This is a genomic window from Aquimarina sp. AD1 (assembly GCF_003443695.1).
Taxonomy (GTDB): Bacteria; Bacteroidota; Bacteroidia; order Flavobacteriales; family Flavobacteriaceae; genus Aquimarina; species Aquimarina latercula.
Genome location: NZ_CP031966.1, coordinates 4,128,177 through 4,144,920 on the forward strand (window position 1 = coordinate 4,128,177; position 16,744 = coordinate 4,144,920).

General features: G+C 32.0%; 18 protein-coding genes. 11 read left to right on the top strand and 7 right to left on the bottom strand.

Annotation, left to right across the window (positions count from 1 at the left end; all coding sequences use genetic code 11):
* Nucleotides 1-8: 8 nt before the first annotated feature.
* The 6 genes from D1815_RS17820 to D1815_RS17845 form a co-directional block, all read right to left on the bottom strand.
* A complete protein-coding gene (locus D1815_RS17820) occupies nt 9-1,211 on the bottom strand; it encodes a hypothetical protein (RefSeq protein ID WP_118388637.1) in 1,203 nt (400 codons plus the stop codon).
* A 110-nt stretch (nt 1,212-1,321) separates the two neighbouring features.
* On the bottom strand, nt 1,322-2,095 hold the full coding sequence (locus D1815_RS17825; protein WP_027394279.1) for an outer membrane lipoprotein-sorting protein: 774 nt from the start codon (nt 2,093-2,095) through the stop codon (nt 1,322-1,324).
* 17 nt (nt 2,096-2,112) lie between these two features.
* Nucleotides 2,113-4,485 carry an RND family transporter gene (locus tag D1815_RS17830; RefSeq protein ID WP_118388639.1) on the bottom strand — a complete coding sequence of 791 codons (2,373 nt, stop codon included), beginning with the start codon at nt 4,483-4,485 and terminating at the stop codon, nt 2,113-2,115.
* Between the two features lie 172 nt (nt 4,486-4,657).
* A complete protein-coding gene (locus tag D1815_RS17835) occupies nt 4,658-5,254 on the bottom strand; it encodes a TetR/AcrR family transcriptional regulator (protein WP_027394278.1) in 597 nt (198 codons plus the stop codon).
* 408 nt (nt 5,255-5,662) lie between these two features.
* Complete coding sequence (locus tag D1815_RS17840) at nt 5,663-6,172, bottom strand: SRPBCC family protein (protein WP_027394277.1); 510 nt, start codon at nt 6,170-6,172, stop codon at nt 5,663-5,665.
* A gap of 145 nt (nt 6,173-6,317) precedes the next feature.
* Nucleotides 6,318-7,196, bottom strand: coding sequence for a DUF6503 family protein (locus tag D1815_RS17845; RefSeq protein ID WP_118388641.1), 879 nt, complete (start codon nt 7,194-7,196; stop codon nt 6,318-6,320).
* 163 nt (nt 7,197-7,359) lie between these two features.
* Between D1815_RS17845 and D1815_RS17850 the strand changes: the two genes are divergently transcribed.
* From D1815_RS17850 to D1815_RS17875, 6 genes are all read left to right on the top strand, one after another.
* Nucleotides 7,360-8,238 carry an RNA polymerase sigma factor gene (locus D1815_RS17850; RefSeq protein WP_118388643.1) on the top strand — a complete coding sequence of 293 codons (879 nt, stop codon included), beginning with the start codon at nt 7,360-7,362 and terminating at the stop codon, nt 8,236-8,238.
* Nucleotides 8,239-8,343: 105 nt separating this feature from the next.
* Nucleotides 8,344-8,847, top strand: coding sequence for an SRPBCC family protein (locus D1815_RS17855; protein WP_027394274.1), 504 nt, complete (start codon nt 8,344-8,346; stop codon nt 8,845-8,847).
* Nucleotides 8,848-8,868: 21 nt separating this feature from the next.
* Nucleotides 8,869-9,483, top strand: coding sequence for an SRPBCC family protein (locus tag D1815_RS17860; RefSeq protein ID WP_027394273.1), 615 nt, complete (start codon nt 8,869-8,871; stop codon nt 9,481-9,483).
* A gap of 123 nt (nt 9,484-9,606) precedes the next feature.
* On the top strand, nt 9,607-10,188 hold the full coding sequence (locus tag D1815_RS17865) for a TetR/AcrR family transcriptional regulator (protein WP_118388645.1): 582 nt from the start codon (nt 9,607-9,609) through the stop codon (nt 10,186-10,188).
* Between the two features lie 49 nt (nt 10,189-10,237).
* A complete protein-coding gene (locus D1815_RS17870; RefSeq protein WP_118388647.1) occupies nt 10,238-10,708 on the top strand; it encodes an SRPBCC family protein in 471 nt (156 codons plus the stop codon).
* A 17-nt stretch (nt 10,709-10,725) separates the two neighbouring features.
* Complete coding sequence (locus D1815_RS17875; protein WP_118388649.1) at nt 10,726-11,619, top strand: hypothetical protein; 894 nt, start codon at nt 10,726-10,728, stop codon at nt 11,617-11,619.
* A gap of 110 nt (nt 11,620-11,729) precedes the next feature.
* Here the strand turns inward: D1815_RS17875 and D1815_RS17880 are convergent, their stop codons facing one another.
* Complete coding sequence (locus D1815_RS17880; protein WP_118388651.1) at nt 11,730-13,121, bottom strand: hypothetical protein; 1,392 nt, start codon at nt 13,119-13,121, stop codon at nt 11,730-11,732.
* Nucleotides 13,122-13,216: 95 nt separating this feature from the next.
* Between D1815_RS17880 and D1815_RS17885 the strand changes: the two genes are divergently transcribed.
* The 5 genes from D1815_RS17885 to D1815_RS17905 all read left to right on the top strand — a co-directional run bounded on the left by D1815_RS17885 (nt 13,217) and on the right by D1815_RS17905 (nt 16,723).
* Nucleotides 13,217-13,579, top strand: coding sequence for a VOC family protein (locus D1815_RS17885; protein WP_118388653.1), 363 nt, complete (start codon nt 13,217-13,219; stop codon nt 13,577-13,579).
* A gap of 138 nt (nt 13,580-13,717) precedes the next feature.
* Nucleotides 13,718-14,383, top strand: a complete 666-nt coding sequence (locus D1815_RS17890; protein WP_118388655.1) for a DUF2461 domain-containing protein — start codon at nt 13,718-13,720, stop codon at nt 14,381-14,383.
* A complete protein-coding gene (locus D1815_RS17895) occupies nt 14,383-14,745 on the top strand; it encodes a TfoX/Sxy family protein (protein ID WP_027394266.1) in 363 nt (120 codons plus the stop codon). The genes D1815_RS17890 and D1815_RS17895 overlap by 1 nt, the downstream gene beginning before the upstream one ends.
* A 98-nt stretch (nt 14,746-14,843) precedes the next feature.
* The gene (locus D1815_RS17900; RefSeq protein ID WP_118388657.1) at nt 14,844-16,058 is read left to right on the top strand and encodes an FtsX-like permease family protein; all 1,215 of its coding nucleotides are present in this window, start codon (nt 14,844-14,846) and stop codon (nt 16,056-16,058) included.
* Nucleotides 16,055-16,723: an ABC transporter ATP-binding protein gene (locus D1815_RS17905; protein ID WP_027394264.1), complete on the top strand. Its 669-nt coding sequence runs from the start codon at nt 16,055-16,057 to the stop codon at nt 16,721-16,723. The genes D1815_RS17900 and D1815_RS17905 overlap by 4 nt, the downstream gene beginning before the upstream one ends.
* Nucleotides 16,724-16,744 lie beyond the last annotated feature (21 nt).

A 16,744-nucleotide genomic window follows, 5' to 3' on the forward strand; every position in this document is an offset into this window, starting at 1 on the left:
AACTTAGTTTAGAAGTATTTTGAAATTGAAATTCTAAGAAAACTGTCTTCTCTAAAGTTTGATAATATAAACTCGTTTGGGTCTATATTGCTAAATACTCTAGCTTCGACCGATGCTGTCCAAGTACTTCCGAAACGTCTAGAAGCTTCTAAACTGAAAATTTTGCTACTAGATTCTAGATCAGCAATTCCACCTATTAGTATGGAAGTATCCTGAGTATCATTAAATGCAATACGACTTCCTATGAAAATATCATTTTGTAATGCATTTAATGCAAGTGCATCACGTTCATCATATAAGTATTCACCTAAGATACCAATGTCTAAACCATCTCCATCAATATTGGAAAATGTGTATTCTAAGCCAGCAACCAGAGCAAAGAAATCCTGGACATCCACATGTCTATAGATAGATTCTAGTTTCCATAAAAAAGCATCATGCGTAATTTGTAAATCTAACCCTGTTTGGTTAATTACTGGATAAAATGCATTGATATTTCCTAGGTTATCAAATGTAAATAAGGGTTCTCTACCTGTTCCGTAAAAGTGAGATATTCCTATATCTAAAATACTGAAGTAATGTTTCCAGCGAAATGCAATATCTTGTCGCCATTCTTCTGCACTACTTTCATAAGTTAAATCGTTTTTATCAATTACAACAGGAAATCTTAGTCTTCCTTTGGTGCCTGAAAAAGTTCGTTTCCTATGATAAGGAAGATAGAAAAAATCAAAAGAACCAAATTTTTCAGTAGTCCAAGTAAATTGAGCCATGGGTTGCCCTAGCTTTTCTTCTCCGTCGAAAGTTTCTACGGCATCTGTTTGATTAATAATATCGACTAAGTGATTGCTTTCAGTTACGCCCCAGTATACTTTTTTTAACCCAAGACTTAATTCCCAGTTCTTATTAGCTTTCTGGTAATAGAGTTCTCGGATATCCCAATGTGTTCTTTCATCATCAACATCAAGTCTGAAAAACCCTTTAAAATTAATGCTTTCATATCCTTTATTCCATGCTATCGAATATTCTGGGGTTATACCTAACGAGGGAAAATGATCTTTTTGCCCTTCAAAAAGGGGGTTGTCATAAAAATAGCGGTATTCTCCTTCTAATTCTAATTCAAAATCTTGGGTAACTTTTTTATCTTCTTCTTGGGCAATTATAAGTATGGTATGTAGTAGAGTAAGAAGAAGTAAATAGGGTTTAAATTTCATTTTTATAATATTATTAAGCACACATAGACCGTCTTTATTACTAGAAGGACATTTGGTAAAGAGTAAGATCAGAACTAAAAACGTGTCTTATGTGTGCTAGGATTTTGAGATTATTTCCCAGCTCTTTTAAGAGCTACTTGTGTAAAATCATCTTCGGATAATTCGGATTCGAAATTGTAATCACTAAATTTTAATTGTGTTTCTTTATTGCTTTGGTGATTTACCATATCTAAGGTTAATGCTCTCCAAAATTTACCTTTATATAATTTATAATCACTGTAGGTAAGTGTTTTTAGTAAAGAGTTTTTGCGATCGTAGAATTCTACTTTTTCTAAACGATATGCTTTATCTTTGTTATAGGTAACTACTCTCCTTGTATATCCGGATTTTGGATCTACAGGATCTTGTTCTACGACAAGTAAATTCCCGTTTTCTTCCAGAAATTTATAACTATATTTTTCTACTTCCTGAGAGGAGAGATCTTCATAGGCAAATTCGCTACCTACAAAAGGACCAGACTTATTGTTTGATGAAATTCTTTTCACTCTTTTTATGGATGGTAAAAAAAGCCATTGATCATCAGACCCTATTTTGTGTGTAAAAGTAAGTGTTGAAGTTCCTTTTACATCTTTAGGGCTATTAAATACAATCATGGATTTATCACCATCATCAGACTGTTCTAAGGTTCTAGTAATTAATAAACGTTCGCTTGTTTGGCCATTTTTATTTTTTAAAGTCATTTTTAGATTTACTATCGAACTATTAAAACCTTGATCGGCTTTGTCGGCTTCTTTGGCAATTTGTAAACCTCGTTCTTCTGCACTTTGTGCTTGTGTCATGGAAATGCTTAGTAAAGCGATTCCTGTTAAAATTAATTTTTTCATTATTTTATTTTTTAAAATTATTTGTCAAGTTGTATTTGTGGTTTTAAATCTTTTACAGCATCTTTTGATTCATTCTTTTTACTAGTTAGAATAAGAAGTGAAGGAAGCAGTATAAAATCGATGATTAAGGCTGATGAGATTATGATTAATGTAATTCTTGCCATATAGCTGTTTAATGCAAAAGAAGAAGTAGAAAGTACTGCGAATCCTGCTAGTAGGACAATAGTGGTAGTTACTAAAGCTTTACCTACTGTTTCAAAAGCATAAATCACAGCTTCTTTAGCATCATAACCTAATTCTCTTCGAGCTCGTAAAAACTTACTCATAAAATGAACAGTGTCATCTACTATGATCCCTAATGTCATTCCGAATACGATTACCATTCCTGTATTAATTTGGGCTTTATATAGGGCCCAGAAACCAAAACCAACTAAAACAGGAGTTACATTTGGAATAATACTTAAAATACCTAATTTGAAATTTCTTAATGCAAACATTAATACAAGGGATATTAAAATCAATGCAATAATATTACCAGTAAACATACTGTCTGCTTGTCTAAAACCAAGTGTAGAGAACATTAATGTTGGACTCACACCTATTGCGTGCATTGGTTTTGGTGTATTGTTTTGTAACCAAGTTTCTGCACGATCTGCAAAAGCGATCATATCAGCACTTTTAATATTTTCGATGGTGACAGTTACACGTGTTTCCGATTTATCTACGTTAATTTGATTGTTTAAATCCAATCCGAATGGAAGAGATAATTCATATAGCAATAAGTATTGAGCTGCTTCTTCACGACTTTTTGGGATCTTATAATAGTTTTGATCATCACCGTGCATAGAACGATTTACTCTTCTAGCAACTTCACTAAAAGCGTTTACATGTACAACTTCTGGTTGTTCATTGAGCCAATTTTCGAATTCATTTAGTTTGTTTAGATATTGTGGGTTGTTAATCCCTCCACTTTCTCCGCTACCTACAGAGAATTCTACATTATAGATACCTGTTAGGTTTTCACTGATATAATCAGTATCGGTTCTAAACGTAACAGTCTCATCAAAATAGTTAATAAACTCATCGTTAAACCTATTTTTTGTGGCTAAAAATGTCAAAATACCAATAACAATTGTTGAGATAATTGTAAGTCTTACGGGTTGTTTAGCAACCGTATGTCCTAAAGAGGTATACCAACTTATTTTTTCTGAAGTTGCTATTTCCTTAGTTTTTACTTTTATTGGTAATATTGCCATTAAAGCGGGCAGTGCTGTAGTGGAATATAGGAACGCCATAGTCATACCGAAAGCGGTAATATTTCCTAAATCCCAGAATGGCGGAACATCTCCGAAATTCATAGTTAAAAACCCAATGACTGTGGTTAAGCTAGTAATGAAAACTGGCATAAAATTAAGTCGCATAGATTCTACCAATGCATCTTTTTTGGAGAATCCATCTTTTCTCATTTTCTGAAGCATGGTGATCAAAATGTGAATACTATCTGCAACCGCTAATGTTAATATCATAGTAGGAAATACAGAAGATGGAGGAGTTAATTTTATACCTGCTAATCCAACAAATCCAACAGCACTCATAATTGAAAATATAACTACTACAAAAGTTGCAATAGTACTATAGATATTTCGTGTAAGAATGAAGGTTGTAATAATAACAATGATTAACATAATCATGGTCAGCATAAGGTCATTCATAGAGGATTCGAAGAATGCCGTATTTAATGGAACTAATCCAGAAGAATGGATTTCAAAGTTTGGATACTTATTTTTAAAATCTGAAATAGTACTGCGGATGAAAGCGGTAACTTCTGGTATTTCTTTCGCACTATCTTCACCAGGCAGTCGTACTGTTACGTTGATTGCTGTTACTGTGCCGGTTTCATTAAGAATACGATTTACCAAAAGTGGTTCTTTTAATGCTTTTTCTTTAATTACTTCAATTTCTGCTTCAGTTTTGTTAGAAGATTCATAGGAAAGATCGTCTACATAGAGATCATCACCTTGAGCACTAGTGTATTGGAAATTTGTAACAGCATCTACCCGAGAAGAGTAAGGGGTGTTCCATGCTTGGGCAGTAAGTTCTTCTATTGCAGTTAAATTTTCTCTTGTGAAAATATCACCATTAGACGGTGTTAAGACTATTACAACATTGTCATCCTTGGTATATTTTTCTTGTAGAGCATCGAATGCTTCTAGTTCTGGATTTGATTTACTGAAAAAGACATGATAATCTCCATCAAATTCCATATTTCCTTGCGAACCTAACCCCATCGCTAAGATTAAAGTTGCGATCAAAACTGGCCATTTGAATTTGATAACAAATTCTGCCCATTTTTTTGAAAAAGCATTGCCTAATTTTCTTATTGTATTCATTTTTTTAAATTTAGTTGACCAGTCGACTATATGTCATGTTATGTTGACTTAGTGTGATTTATGATTGTTTAATATATTGACGTTTTAATTTATTCTACTTGGACAAGTTTTGGTTAAATTTTTGAAATAAATTAATAATTGACCAGTCGTCTATTAATAGAATAAAAAAAAATTATTTAATTAATAAGTGTGTTACCATATTCAGATGATTATCGACAGGGTATGAATCTTTCATTTCTTTCATTGTTATCATCGCCCCTTTTCCTGCATCTTCAATAAATCCAACTAGATCCTCTGCATTAATAGAAGAATTTATTTCGCCGGATTGTTGGGCTTCTTTAACAACCTTGGTTATTTCAGTTTTCACCAAATTATGTCTATCTAATACAGCATTCCTTATGTTTTCGTTATGCTCAGACATTTCATTACTTAAATTACATCCAAGACATCCCATTTTGCATTCTAATTGTTCTTTTAAAACTTTTATACGGAATTGGTAAAAGTTTAGTAAACGTTCTTTAGGAGACCCATCACTATTTTGAAGAATATCCAAGGCAGGAGAAAATTGCATAGTAAAGTATTTATCCAATGCTTTTATTGCAAAATCTTCTTTACTATCAAAATAAAAGTAAAAGGAACCTTTTGGTACATCTGCTGCTTTTACAATGTCATTTACACTAGTGCCATTATAACCTTTGGACCATATGATCTCTACCCCTTTTTCTAGGAGATAATCCGCTTTGATTTCGTGTTTTAAGGTCTTTGACATTTTGATTTTTGAAAGAGCAAAATTATGACCACTCGTCTAGTAATTCAAAATTTATTGTGTTAAAGTTTTGTTTATTGTATTTAAAACACTGAAAATAAGAAGATTAAAATAAATGTCAATTAACCATTCCATTTCTTAAAATCGTTTCCTCCGTTGGTTTTTATTGTTTTGATATGATAGTTTTTAGAAGTGTACATAGCTTTTAGCACTTTAACATAACTTTCGGATTATTAACTCAAGTAGAAAGAAAAATAAATTTTATATATGGAAGATTTAGTTGATATATTTATGTCAGTCTGAGCTTGTCGAAGATGATTAAAACAATTTTTTTATATTATACTACGACAGGCTCAGTGTGACAATGGGGATGTTATGTTTCAAACATCATTTAAAGGCATCAGATCAAAACTATTTTACTGCGGCAATTGCCACATTGGCAATCATCTCACTAGCAGATTGGTTTAAAAATCCTAAGAATTGCTTTTCAGTCATTTGTGGGTTTTTCATAAACTGATCATAGTTACTGGTCCATACAATCATGGATTTTTGATATCCTAGGTCTATTACCTTAAAGTTGTTAATCATTCCTTTTGTGGGAACACCTTCTACTAATGCATATGTATAAGTGCGATTTTGATCATCAAACGCGATAATACTTTCTTTAAAGTATCCTTGTCCGTCTGCGGATGTACATACTCTTTGGCCACCGATTCCTTTTTCACCAGTCCATTTTACTTTAGAAATAGCAGACGAATATTTATCAATATCATCTAACTGTCTTAATTTATCCCAAACATTATCGGCAGAAGTATCTACAACCTTTGTTAAGGTGATATTGGCATTAGATTTTTGAGCATTAATATTCCTCGATCCTAATAGTATTATTACTAATAAGCATAAAAATTTTGTAAGTTTCATGATGTATTATTTTAAAAGTTATTACACTTTTTAGATTCTATAAAAAAGAAAGTGTGACAGCTTTAATAGAATTAGCAATATCAGTGTCATATGTAAAAAGGGATACCGCCTGGTATCCCTTTTTATACTAGTTTCTTAAAATTGCTTAGATTTTAAGGTCTTCCGGAGTAAATCCGTTATTAAATTTTATGTTGGTAGAAATCTCAGATAAAGATGGCTCTTTAGGATACTCTCCTTTTTCATTGGGGATATATGCATATCGATGTGTAGATACTTGTATACCATCAATTTCGGTATATGTTACTTTCATTAATAATACAGTCTCATTGATTCCCCAAGCGGGTAGAGAGAAATAGAATTGATCTATCAGTTTGGTTTCCGGATTTACGTAAAGAATATAGGCATCATTGGCTTCTTTACCCGTTTTTTGTGGATCATAGGCTACGGAGACCTTATCATACACTTTTCCGTTAATGGTTTCCTGACCTTTGTATTCATAAATGGTTCCGGGATCGCCAATTTTAAAGTTCATCATAAACCAGTAATAGTTTACCTGACGTAGGAAATCGGAAGTTCCAATCATTTTTTCATCAGTCATCGGTTTACCGTCCATACTTACTGAAGCTGTTCCTTTAGAAAAATTCTGTACGATGGTCTGTTCACCTTCAGGTAGTACATTTATTTGATGTGTGGTGTATTTACCCCAAGAATATTCGCCATCAAAAATATAGCGTTCGATAGAAACGTCTTTTTTTCCATCTGCTTGCTCGTAGGTATAGGTGTATTCTACATCCTTAAGATTCCAAATGTTGTTCCAACCTCCAGAAGCTTCGGCAACTGCATTAATAATAGTTTTAGGTTTAGTGACATCATAAGTAATTTCCTTTTTCTCAGGTTGCTTTTCTTCTACAGTTTTAGCGATTGAAGTTTCCGTAGTTAAATTCTCTTCTTTTTTCTGATTACAACTTAGTAAAGTTACCGATGTGCAAAGTATTCCTAATTTAATGAATTGTATGGTTTTCATGGTTTTGGTTTTAAGTAGTTTGTTCTATAAATTAAAGATACTAATAGCCTATCTAATATACTGTTAATCCAATGGTAAACTCTTTGTAAAAGTGAAGTGTCAAATTAGTATCTTTAATAGTTGTCACACATATTGTTTTGTTGCATCCAAGTAAAAAATAATCATGGAGAATCCTTTTTTAAAAGAGTATAGTGGTGATACTACAGATATTCAATTAGTTAATGAAGCTAAATCAGGTAATAAGAAATCTTTGGAGTTCTTAGTCCTAAAACATCAACCATATATCTACAATATTGCTTGGAAAATGGTTAAAAATCCTACTGATGCAGAAGATTTGACACAAGAAGTAAATATTAAAGTGATTACTAAGCTTTCACAGTTTAAAGGAGAAAGTTCGTTTAGAACTTGGCTTTATAGAATCGTTGCTAATCATTTTTTAATGTCTAAACGAAAACCAGCAGAGACGGTACTTGATAGTTTTGACACTATGGAACGCGCTTTAAGTAATACTCCTGATGTTGCATTGACGGCATTGGAGCAAGAGGAAAATAAGAAGGTAATTCGTGAAATGAATTACATGTGCATGAGTGGGATGTTACTGTGTTTAACTAAAGAACAGCGAATTACATTTATACTTGGAGAGATGTTCAATGCAGATCATACTATAGGCTCAGAAATTTTGGGAATATCTAAGAGTAATTTTAGGAAACGATTATCAAGAGCTAGAGCAGATATTTTTAGTTTTATGAATAATAAATGTGGATTGGTAAATAAAAACAATCCCTGTCGTTGTCATAAAAAAGTTACGTATGCTATAAAAGGCAAGGCTATAGACAGTAAAAATTTGTTATTCAATCGTGAGGAGTATTCTGAATTTAGAAATCTATTAAAACCTCAGGCAGATACGATGTTAGATTATGTAGATGATAAGTACGCTCAGTTATATCAGAAACTTCCATATAAAAACAATTTTGATAAAAGAACATTTTTAGAAGACATTGTGAATGATGAACATGTAAAGAAGCTTATGAATCTCAATTAGAAACTGCTAGGTATATATGTAAAACCCAAACAAAAAGTTTGGGTTTTTTTATGCTTGTTTGTCACACCGTTTTCTGATTTGCATCTAAGTATAAACTAAAACAAGATGAAGATTAAAGAAATAATTAGTATAGATGCTCCCGCAGCAAAAGTTTGGGAAGTGTTGTGGAAAGACTATGGACAAGTATGCGATTGGGCAAGTACTGTAAATCATTCCGAAAAACGTGAAGTACCTAATACATTAGAAGGAGGGCGAAGTTGCCATTCTACTTGGGGTGAAATTAGTGAAATTATAGAAAAAGTGGATGAGCATAATATGACATACACTTATTACGCGGATGGATTACCAGCTATGATGAAGAGCGCTAGAAATACCTGGAAAGTTCATAAAAGAGGTGTAAATACCTCGGAAGTTTCGATAGACCTCGAAATAGAACTTGCAACGATACCAAAAGCATTGATGAGTTGGATGATAGTACCCAAGTTGAAAAAAGATATTATACAAACTATGGTTGATCTTCGGTATTATTTAGAAACAGGTAAACAGACAGCTGCGAAACTGAAATCCGATGTAAAGTATTTTAAAAAGCATCCTTTAAAAACTGTTTAGTATTAGATCAAATTATAAATTATGAAAGCAACAATGAAAACTTGGATTTTGGGAACCTTTATGTTCATATGTAGTACGGTTGCTTTTTCGCAGAGCATGTCGAAGAAGCATCGAATCATTAAGGTAGAAATAGAAATTAAAGCATCACCAGATAGAGTATGGGAAGCTATGGTATTGGATTATGGGGAGATTTCTAATTTTTCTCCATATATATACACCTCTGATTATATTAATGGATCATTAAAGGGTGAACTCGGTGCCAAACGTAAATGTAGTTTTAATGAAAAGGGTACACGTTGGACACATGAAAGAATTGAAGAGATTGATAATGAGAATAAGGTGATGCGCAATATAGTAATTGATGCAGAAAAGTTTCCGTTGGATATAGATAATTCCCAGGCCTATTATAGAGTTAGAGATAATGGGAATGGAACTTCTACGGCCTCTTATGAGTTTCAGTTTAGAACGAAACCGGCATTTATCGGAGCAATTGCGAAAGGGAATTTTAAAAAAACGCTGATAGGAACGCTGATAGGTTTAAAACATTATGTTGAGACTGGAGAAAAAGTAAATGCAAGTAATGGAAGGTATAAGGAAATTAAAAAGAGATATCCAGAAGTAAAGGTGGTTAAGTAATAATTATTTTAGTAGGGTAACTAAAGGGTTTGTCTAGTTAATGACAACCCTTTTAGTTAAATTATATATTAAAATAAACCAATTGGTCTAATTTATAAAAACATTTTATATATTTGCTTTGCAATGGGATATAAGCATAATAAAGAAGAGATTTTAGAGGTCGGATATCAGGTAATCCGAAAGAACGGATACCATCATGTGGGAATCAACCAAATTCTTAAGGAAGCGGGAATACCAAAAGGATCTTTTTATAACTTTTTTAAATCTAAAGAAGATTTTGCAAGACAGGTAATTCAATACTATGGAGAAGGAAATAGGAAATGGCTTCAGGATATATTTCAAAAATCAGAGGAAACACCTATTAATACCTTAAAGTCATTTTATAAGTTATTAATTGGATATAACGAAGAAGATAATTTCTGTAGTGGATGTTTGATTAACAATTTAGGGATTGAAACAGGAAGATTATATGATTCATTAGCTGAAGAAACAAAGGAACAATTTGATCAATGGCTGGATGTAATAGCTGAGGTTGCCAGAAAAGGTCAGGAAGTAAAGGAAATAACAGATAGTTTTACTCCTAAAGAAATAGCTAATTATTTACATTCTGGATTTTATGGAACATTTTTCAAGATGAAAGTAGAAAGATCTAGAAAAGATATGGATACTTGGTTAGAAATGACTTTTAAGTTTATAAGGGTTTAATTTTTTTTAAATTAAAATAAGTAGAACGGTCTAATTATAAATATATGTTATGAAAACATTAGATGTAAATCAATTTACCAATGCTCCCAAGCAACTTGAGATAGGGAGGTTTATCAATGCACCAATCGATAAGGTTTGGGATGTAGTTTCCGATCACAAAGGAATGACATCTTGGATGCCAATGATCAAAGAAGTAGATCTTACTATAGCCAATCAAAGCGGTGAATGGAAAGAAGGATGTGAGCGGAATTGTCAATTCGGCCCTGACTTATTAGAAGAAAAAATAGTGTATTGGGATCCACCATATGGGTATGCATATATGATTGCAGATATGCATATTGTTAAGAATCATTTGGGTTATTTTAAGCTTATTGAAAAAATGGAAGGAACAGAAGTCATTTGGACTCAATATTATGATCCTAACGGGAATATTATAAAAAAATGGATGGCCAAAAATGTCATGTTACCATCAGTAATGAAGAAAGCTTTAAAAAATTTACAAAAGCAAACCAGTGTTTAATTTAAATCCAAAGAATCATGAAATTATTAATCAAATTGATATCTCTTGTAACAGCTATTTTGATCATTCAATCTTGCTCATCTGTTGATTTGCGAAGTGACTATTTAATAAGTAATCCTAATCAAACAGAAGCAAAAGGAAGAGAACTTTTACAGGCTTCTATGGAAAAAATGGGATACGATAATTTTTCCAAAACAGATGTATATGAAGTAACGGCGCAATTTAACTGGAAAAAAGGATGGTTAGTTATGCCTATGAACGCTTTTCCAGGGAATAATAAAAAAGATCTTCAATTTCGTTTCGCTACTAACACTTTTGATGGGCAGTTGCAATACCTCGAAGGAAGAAAAAAAGGAACTATACAGGGATTACAATCTTGGCAAGGATATAAAATCAAAGATAAAACTAACGAAATAAAAAAGCATGAACACGATCGATATATTTGGGGATTGGCAACCTATCATTACATATTAGAATCACCATTTAGAATGTTAGATGCAACGATTATTAGGTATGCAGGAGAAAAAGAGTTCGAAAATAAACAGTATGATTTGGTATATGCTACTTGGGGGTCCGAGGAACCTAATGATCAATATGATCGTTGGCTAATTTATATTAATAAAGAAACTGGTTTTATAGATCTTACAGAAGTCACGATAAATGATTTTTTTATTACCATGCCAAAAGGTTTACAACATGGTACCGTTAGATTTGATCGTGAAAAAACAGATTCTGGAGCATATTTACCTAGCAAAATAAGTATACAACTACTGTCACCTAAGAAAGAAGATAGTTTTGTGTATTATTTCACATTATCTAATTACAAGTTTGATGGTTTTAATAAAGAGATTTTATACCCCATAGAAGGGTTACCAATGTATGGAAACTCTAAACCTGATGAATCTGATTAATAAAGTTGTATAAATCACTTAACAAGCCTGTAGTTTTGCACTATGGGCTTTTTTATCTACTACCGGTAAAAATCTAACTAATTTATTTCTCTTTTGGAAACTTAGAACACTTAATATTTTTGATCGATCCATTCATTAAAATTGACATATCCTATTATAAATTTTGGAATAGGATCTTCTTTTAACCGGAAGGATAATTCCTGGAAAGCAATTTCCTTATCTTTTTCCGAGTACTCGACCGTTTTGGATAATAATTTTAATATTAGCATCTCATAGGAAGCTATGTTTTTTCGTTTTTTAATATGCTTCTTAATAGCCGTAATTAAATACCTTAAAGTCAATCCATTTCCTAGTTCATAATGAACTAAAAGGTTAAGCCAATAAGTGTATGTAATCAAATCTTTTCGATCCTTTTTTGTTTGATTGTTTAAGATGTTGTTAATCCAGTGAAGTGATTCTTTATAGTCTTTTTTCTGAAAATAAATGGTAGAAAATTGAAAGCGAAATGATAGCCAATAATTATAAGGAATAACTTTTTTGTTTTGTCTAATAAAGGTTTGGATATTTTCGATTACCTCTTGTGTGTTGTGCAGATCTTTTAGATATCGATGAATTTCAAGCTCGATGTTATAAAGACGAAGTTTTTCTTTAATTAATGAAGCAGAATTTGAGTTGATTTCTTGTGCTTTCTGTTTTAAAACCAAGATCCTAACAAAAGCTTCTTTATGTAATTTTTTAAAGACAAGATATCCTAGATAGTTATTGTATACAGAGAAATAGGTAGTAAAATATTCTTTGAGTAACTCAGGCTGCTGTTCCCATTCTTTTAGTAGTTTTTCTATGGTGTTTTTTGCTTTTTCATGTTTTTTAGCGGCAAGTTGTTTTCTGTATAGGTGTAAGGTTTTTAGTGTTTTATTGTGTAAGTGATTTGTTTTTTTGTGAGATAAAGATGAGTTTATGGGGTCGACATTAGCTAATAGAAGATTGCTGTATTCAACAGCAGAATTCAGTGAGTTTTTCTGTTCAACAATAATAATTTTTAAAGAATCAAAATCCTGAGGGTATAATGCCTGATGTACTTTTCTTTTCCAGTCTTTAATTTGAAACAATACAATATTTTGCTGAAAATTAATTGCTTTTTTTTCTGCACGTTTTAGTTCACTGTTGCAAATAGTATATAGACCTTTATGAAACAGAATTTCTACATTGCGGATGATGTCTATTAATTCAGCCTGTATAGAAATCCTAGCGTGATAATTTCGCAAAGACTGTAAAATACGTTGTTTTAAATAGTTTTTTATAGTAGTTAATTGGTTTACAAAAGATTTGTTTGCAAATGTTTCTTTTATTATAGCCTCGTTATATGTTTTTTGTTCTTCTATCGCATTAAATAACAATAGGTATTCCGAGTCTTCTCCGCCTTTTGAGCTAAGTCTGAAATAACGTTTTTCACTTTTACTTAATGATTTAATTAGGTAGAATAATTCTTCGTTCTTTTTCATTTTAGAAACCTATGTTTTGTCAAAAATAATGTTTTTCTAAACGATTCTTATCATATACCTTTGAGATATTCTTAATCAATACAAAATATATTATTATGTCGAATGCAATTAGTTGGTTTGAAATACCAAGTACCAATTTTGAAAGAGCCGTGAAATTTTATAATGAGCTGTTAGGTGCAGAATTACAACCGATGGAAATGGAGTTTAAAATGGCTTTCTTTCCATATCAAGAAGGCGGTGTCGGGGGATGTATCACTCATGGAAATGGCAATACACCTTCTCAAGAAGGAACCTTTGCATATCTTAACGGAGGTGATGATTTGGCTATTCCATTAGCTCGTGTGGAAAGGGCTGGGGGAAAAATTTTAATGCCCAAAACTTCTATTGGAGAAAATGGCTTTATGGCTGTTTTCCTGGATACAGAAGGTAATCGAGTGGCATTTCATTCTATGTCTTAACATATAAAAAGCTATCCGTTAGAATGAAATCAAAGCGCCTGTAATTTTTGTGTTTACAAACAGATAGAAGTTATACATACGCTTTGATTTCGTTCTAATTTATGGTTTGACTATATTTAAATATTAATAACTTCACTTATGCAATATTTTACTGAAGATTTTGTAAACTTTTTTAAAGAACTTGAACAAAATAATCATAAAGAATGGTTTCATGCTAACAAGAAAAGATACGAGTTAAGTATTAAGAAACCCTTCGAGGTTTTTGTAGATAGGATGATTCAGGAAATACAAAAATATGATCCTACCTTAGAAATAGAGGCAAAGGATTGTATACTTCGTATTAACAAGGATATTCGTTTTTCTAAGGATAAAACTCCATATAATATCCATTATACAGCATTTGTATCTAGAGGAGGTCGCAAGGATAAGAGCGTTCCGGGAATGTTTTTACGATTTTCCCCAGAAATGGTAGGTGTGATGGGAGGGTGTTTTGGTGTTTCGAAAGAACAATTACACGGTATACGAACTAAAATTAGCCAAGATTCTTCAGGATTTAGAAAATTATTAAATGACAATGATTTTGTTCAAAAATTTGGTAGTATAAAAGGACGAGCACTAAAGCGCGTCCCTAAAGAGTGGAAAGAGGCTTATGAAAGAGAGCCTTTAATCGCTAATAAGCAATTTTATTTTGTCGGCGAAGAATCTCCTGCGCTTATTACCAGTGAATCTCTGATAGATAAGCTTATGGATTATTGGCAGGTAATGCGTCCAATAAATGAATATTTAACCAAAGCAATATATTAATGGCGTATAATGAATATTTAGCGGATAGAATCAACCAGATTTTTAGAGATAAAAGAGCTAACTTTTACACTAAAAAAATGATGGGGGGGCTTTGCTTTATGGTGGATGATAAGATGTGTTGTGGGATTCATTATGACAAAAAAAAGGAAACAGATTTACTGATGGCCCGCATTGGAGAGGAAGCATATAAAAATGCTATAAAAAGAGAAGGGTGTTACCCTATGGATTTTACTGGTAGACCTATGAAAGGGTATGCATTTGTTACTCCAGATGGGTTCGATTTAGATAAAGACCTAGAATATTGGATACAATTATGTCTGGATTTTAACCCTATTGCAAAAAGTAGTAAAAGAAATAAATAGTTAGTTTTTGGTTTTGAATATTGGTAAGGTTCGAAATTACAGAAATATACTATTATTAATTAGTGTAATCATATTCTTGCTATAGCGACCTAAGAAATATGTCAAATCAAGTTTTTAATAAAACCAATGTATTTATTGCATTACAATATCTTTCTGCAAGAAAAAAGCAAAGCTTTTTAGCTACTATTGGTGTGTTATTGGGTGTGACTACTTTTATTGTAATGATTAATTTCATGACTGGTGTCAATGACTTTTTGGATGATGCAGTTTTTAATGGTAGTCCAGATATTATTGTTAGTAAAAAAACAAACACCGAATTAGAAAACAATTCATTAGTACCGTCTAACTATATAGAAAACGGTGAAAGAATCAATATGTTTTTAGCAAATCATGAAAATGTACAATCTTTTGCGCAACAGATAATTTCACCAGCAATTTTAATTAGTGATACAAAGCAATTTCCAGGAAGTATCAATGGTGTTTTTCCTGACCAAGAGCAAACCGTGGTTGATCTAGAAAGACGTTTGATAGCAGGAGAAGGTTTTTCTAGTTTGTTAAATGAAAATACAATTCTTTTAGGGATAAGCTTGGCAAAGAGATTAGAAATATCCGTGGGTGATACAATTAAAATGATACTTCCCAATGGAAAGAATCAAGCGTTAAAAGTTTCTGGTATTTTTAGTTTCGGGATAACCACTATTGATAATGTTAGAACATATGTTTCTGCAAGTACTTTGCGAAATTTATTAGGAAATGAAAATGGTATAACCAATATTCATATTAAGCTAAAAGACAGAAATAATGTGAATCTTAAGGAAGATCTCATAAAGAACATAGATACAATTACCACAGAAGATTGGAAAGATAGTAATAAGACTATTGTAATAGGGAATAAGGTTCGTGATATTCTTACTTGGTCTGTTTCTTTTGCCTTACTCTTAGTTGCTGGATTTGGGATCTATAATATTCTAAATATTACAGTAATTCAGAAGAGAAAGGATATTGCAGTATTAAAAACTATTGGATATTCTAGCAATGATATTGTTTTTATTTTTTTAATACAATCATTGATCATTGGAGTTTTAGGAGCATTTTTTGGCGGAATTTTAGGGTATGTAATTAGTTATATGATTTCGACAACACCATTGGATACTTCTGATTTCATCATTGTAGATACATATCCTATTAATTTTAGAATGTCTTACTATATTTTAGGGTTTTTGTTTGGTGTTTTGACCACTATTGTTTCTGGATATTTCCCTTCTAGAAAAGCAAGTAAAGTGGATCCGGTAACAATTATTAGAGGAATATGATATTAGAGGCACAACATATTAACAAATACTTTCTTGATCCAGAAAAGCATCAGGTATTAAAGAACATTTCTGTGTCAATTTCTGAAGGAGAGTTGGTTTCGGTATTTGGAGAATCCGGAAGCGGAAAATCAACCTTGTTATATATCTTATCCACCTTAGATATGGATTTTGAAGGGAGTTTGAATATCCATAATCAGGATGTTAAAGACTTAACGCCTTCATCACTTACCGATTTTAGAAACCAACATATTGGTTTTGTATATCAGTTTCATTATTTACTTCCTGAGTTTGACGTATTGCAGAATGTAATGCTTCCAGCGATGAAATTATCAGAAAAGAGTAAAGAAGAAATTAAAAAAGATGCTTTTATCTTGTTGGAAGAAGTAGGTATGAAAGATTTTGCAAAGCGTCCATCATATCAACTTTCTGGAGGACAACAACAGCGAGTAGCGATTGCTAGGGCACTAATCAATGATCCTTCTTTAGTTGTAGCTGATGAGCCGACAGGAAATTTGGATCAGAAAAATTCTGAAATGATATTTGAATTATTAAAGGAAATTACCGGATCTAGAAATAAAGCGGTAGTAATTGCAACGCACAATCCTAAGATTTATCTTAATTCTCATCGTAGTATTGAAATGATTGATGGTTTTATACGACTATAGGGTTGTAAAAACTTAAAAATC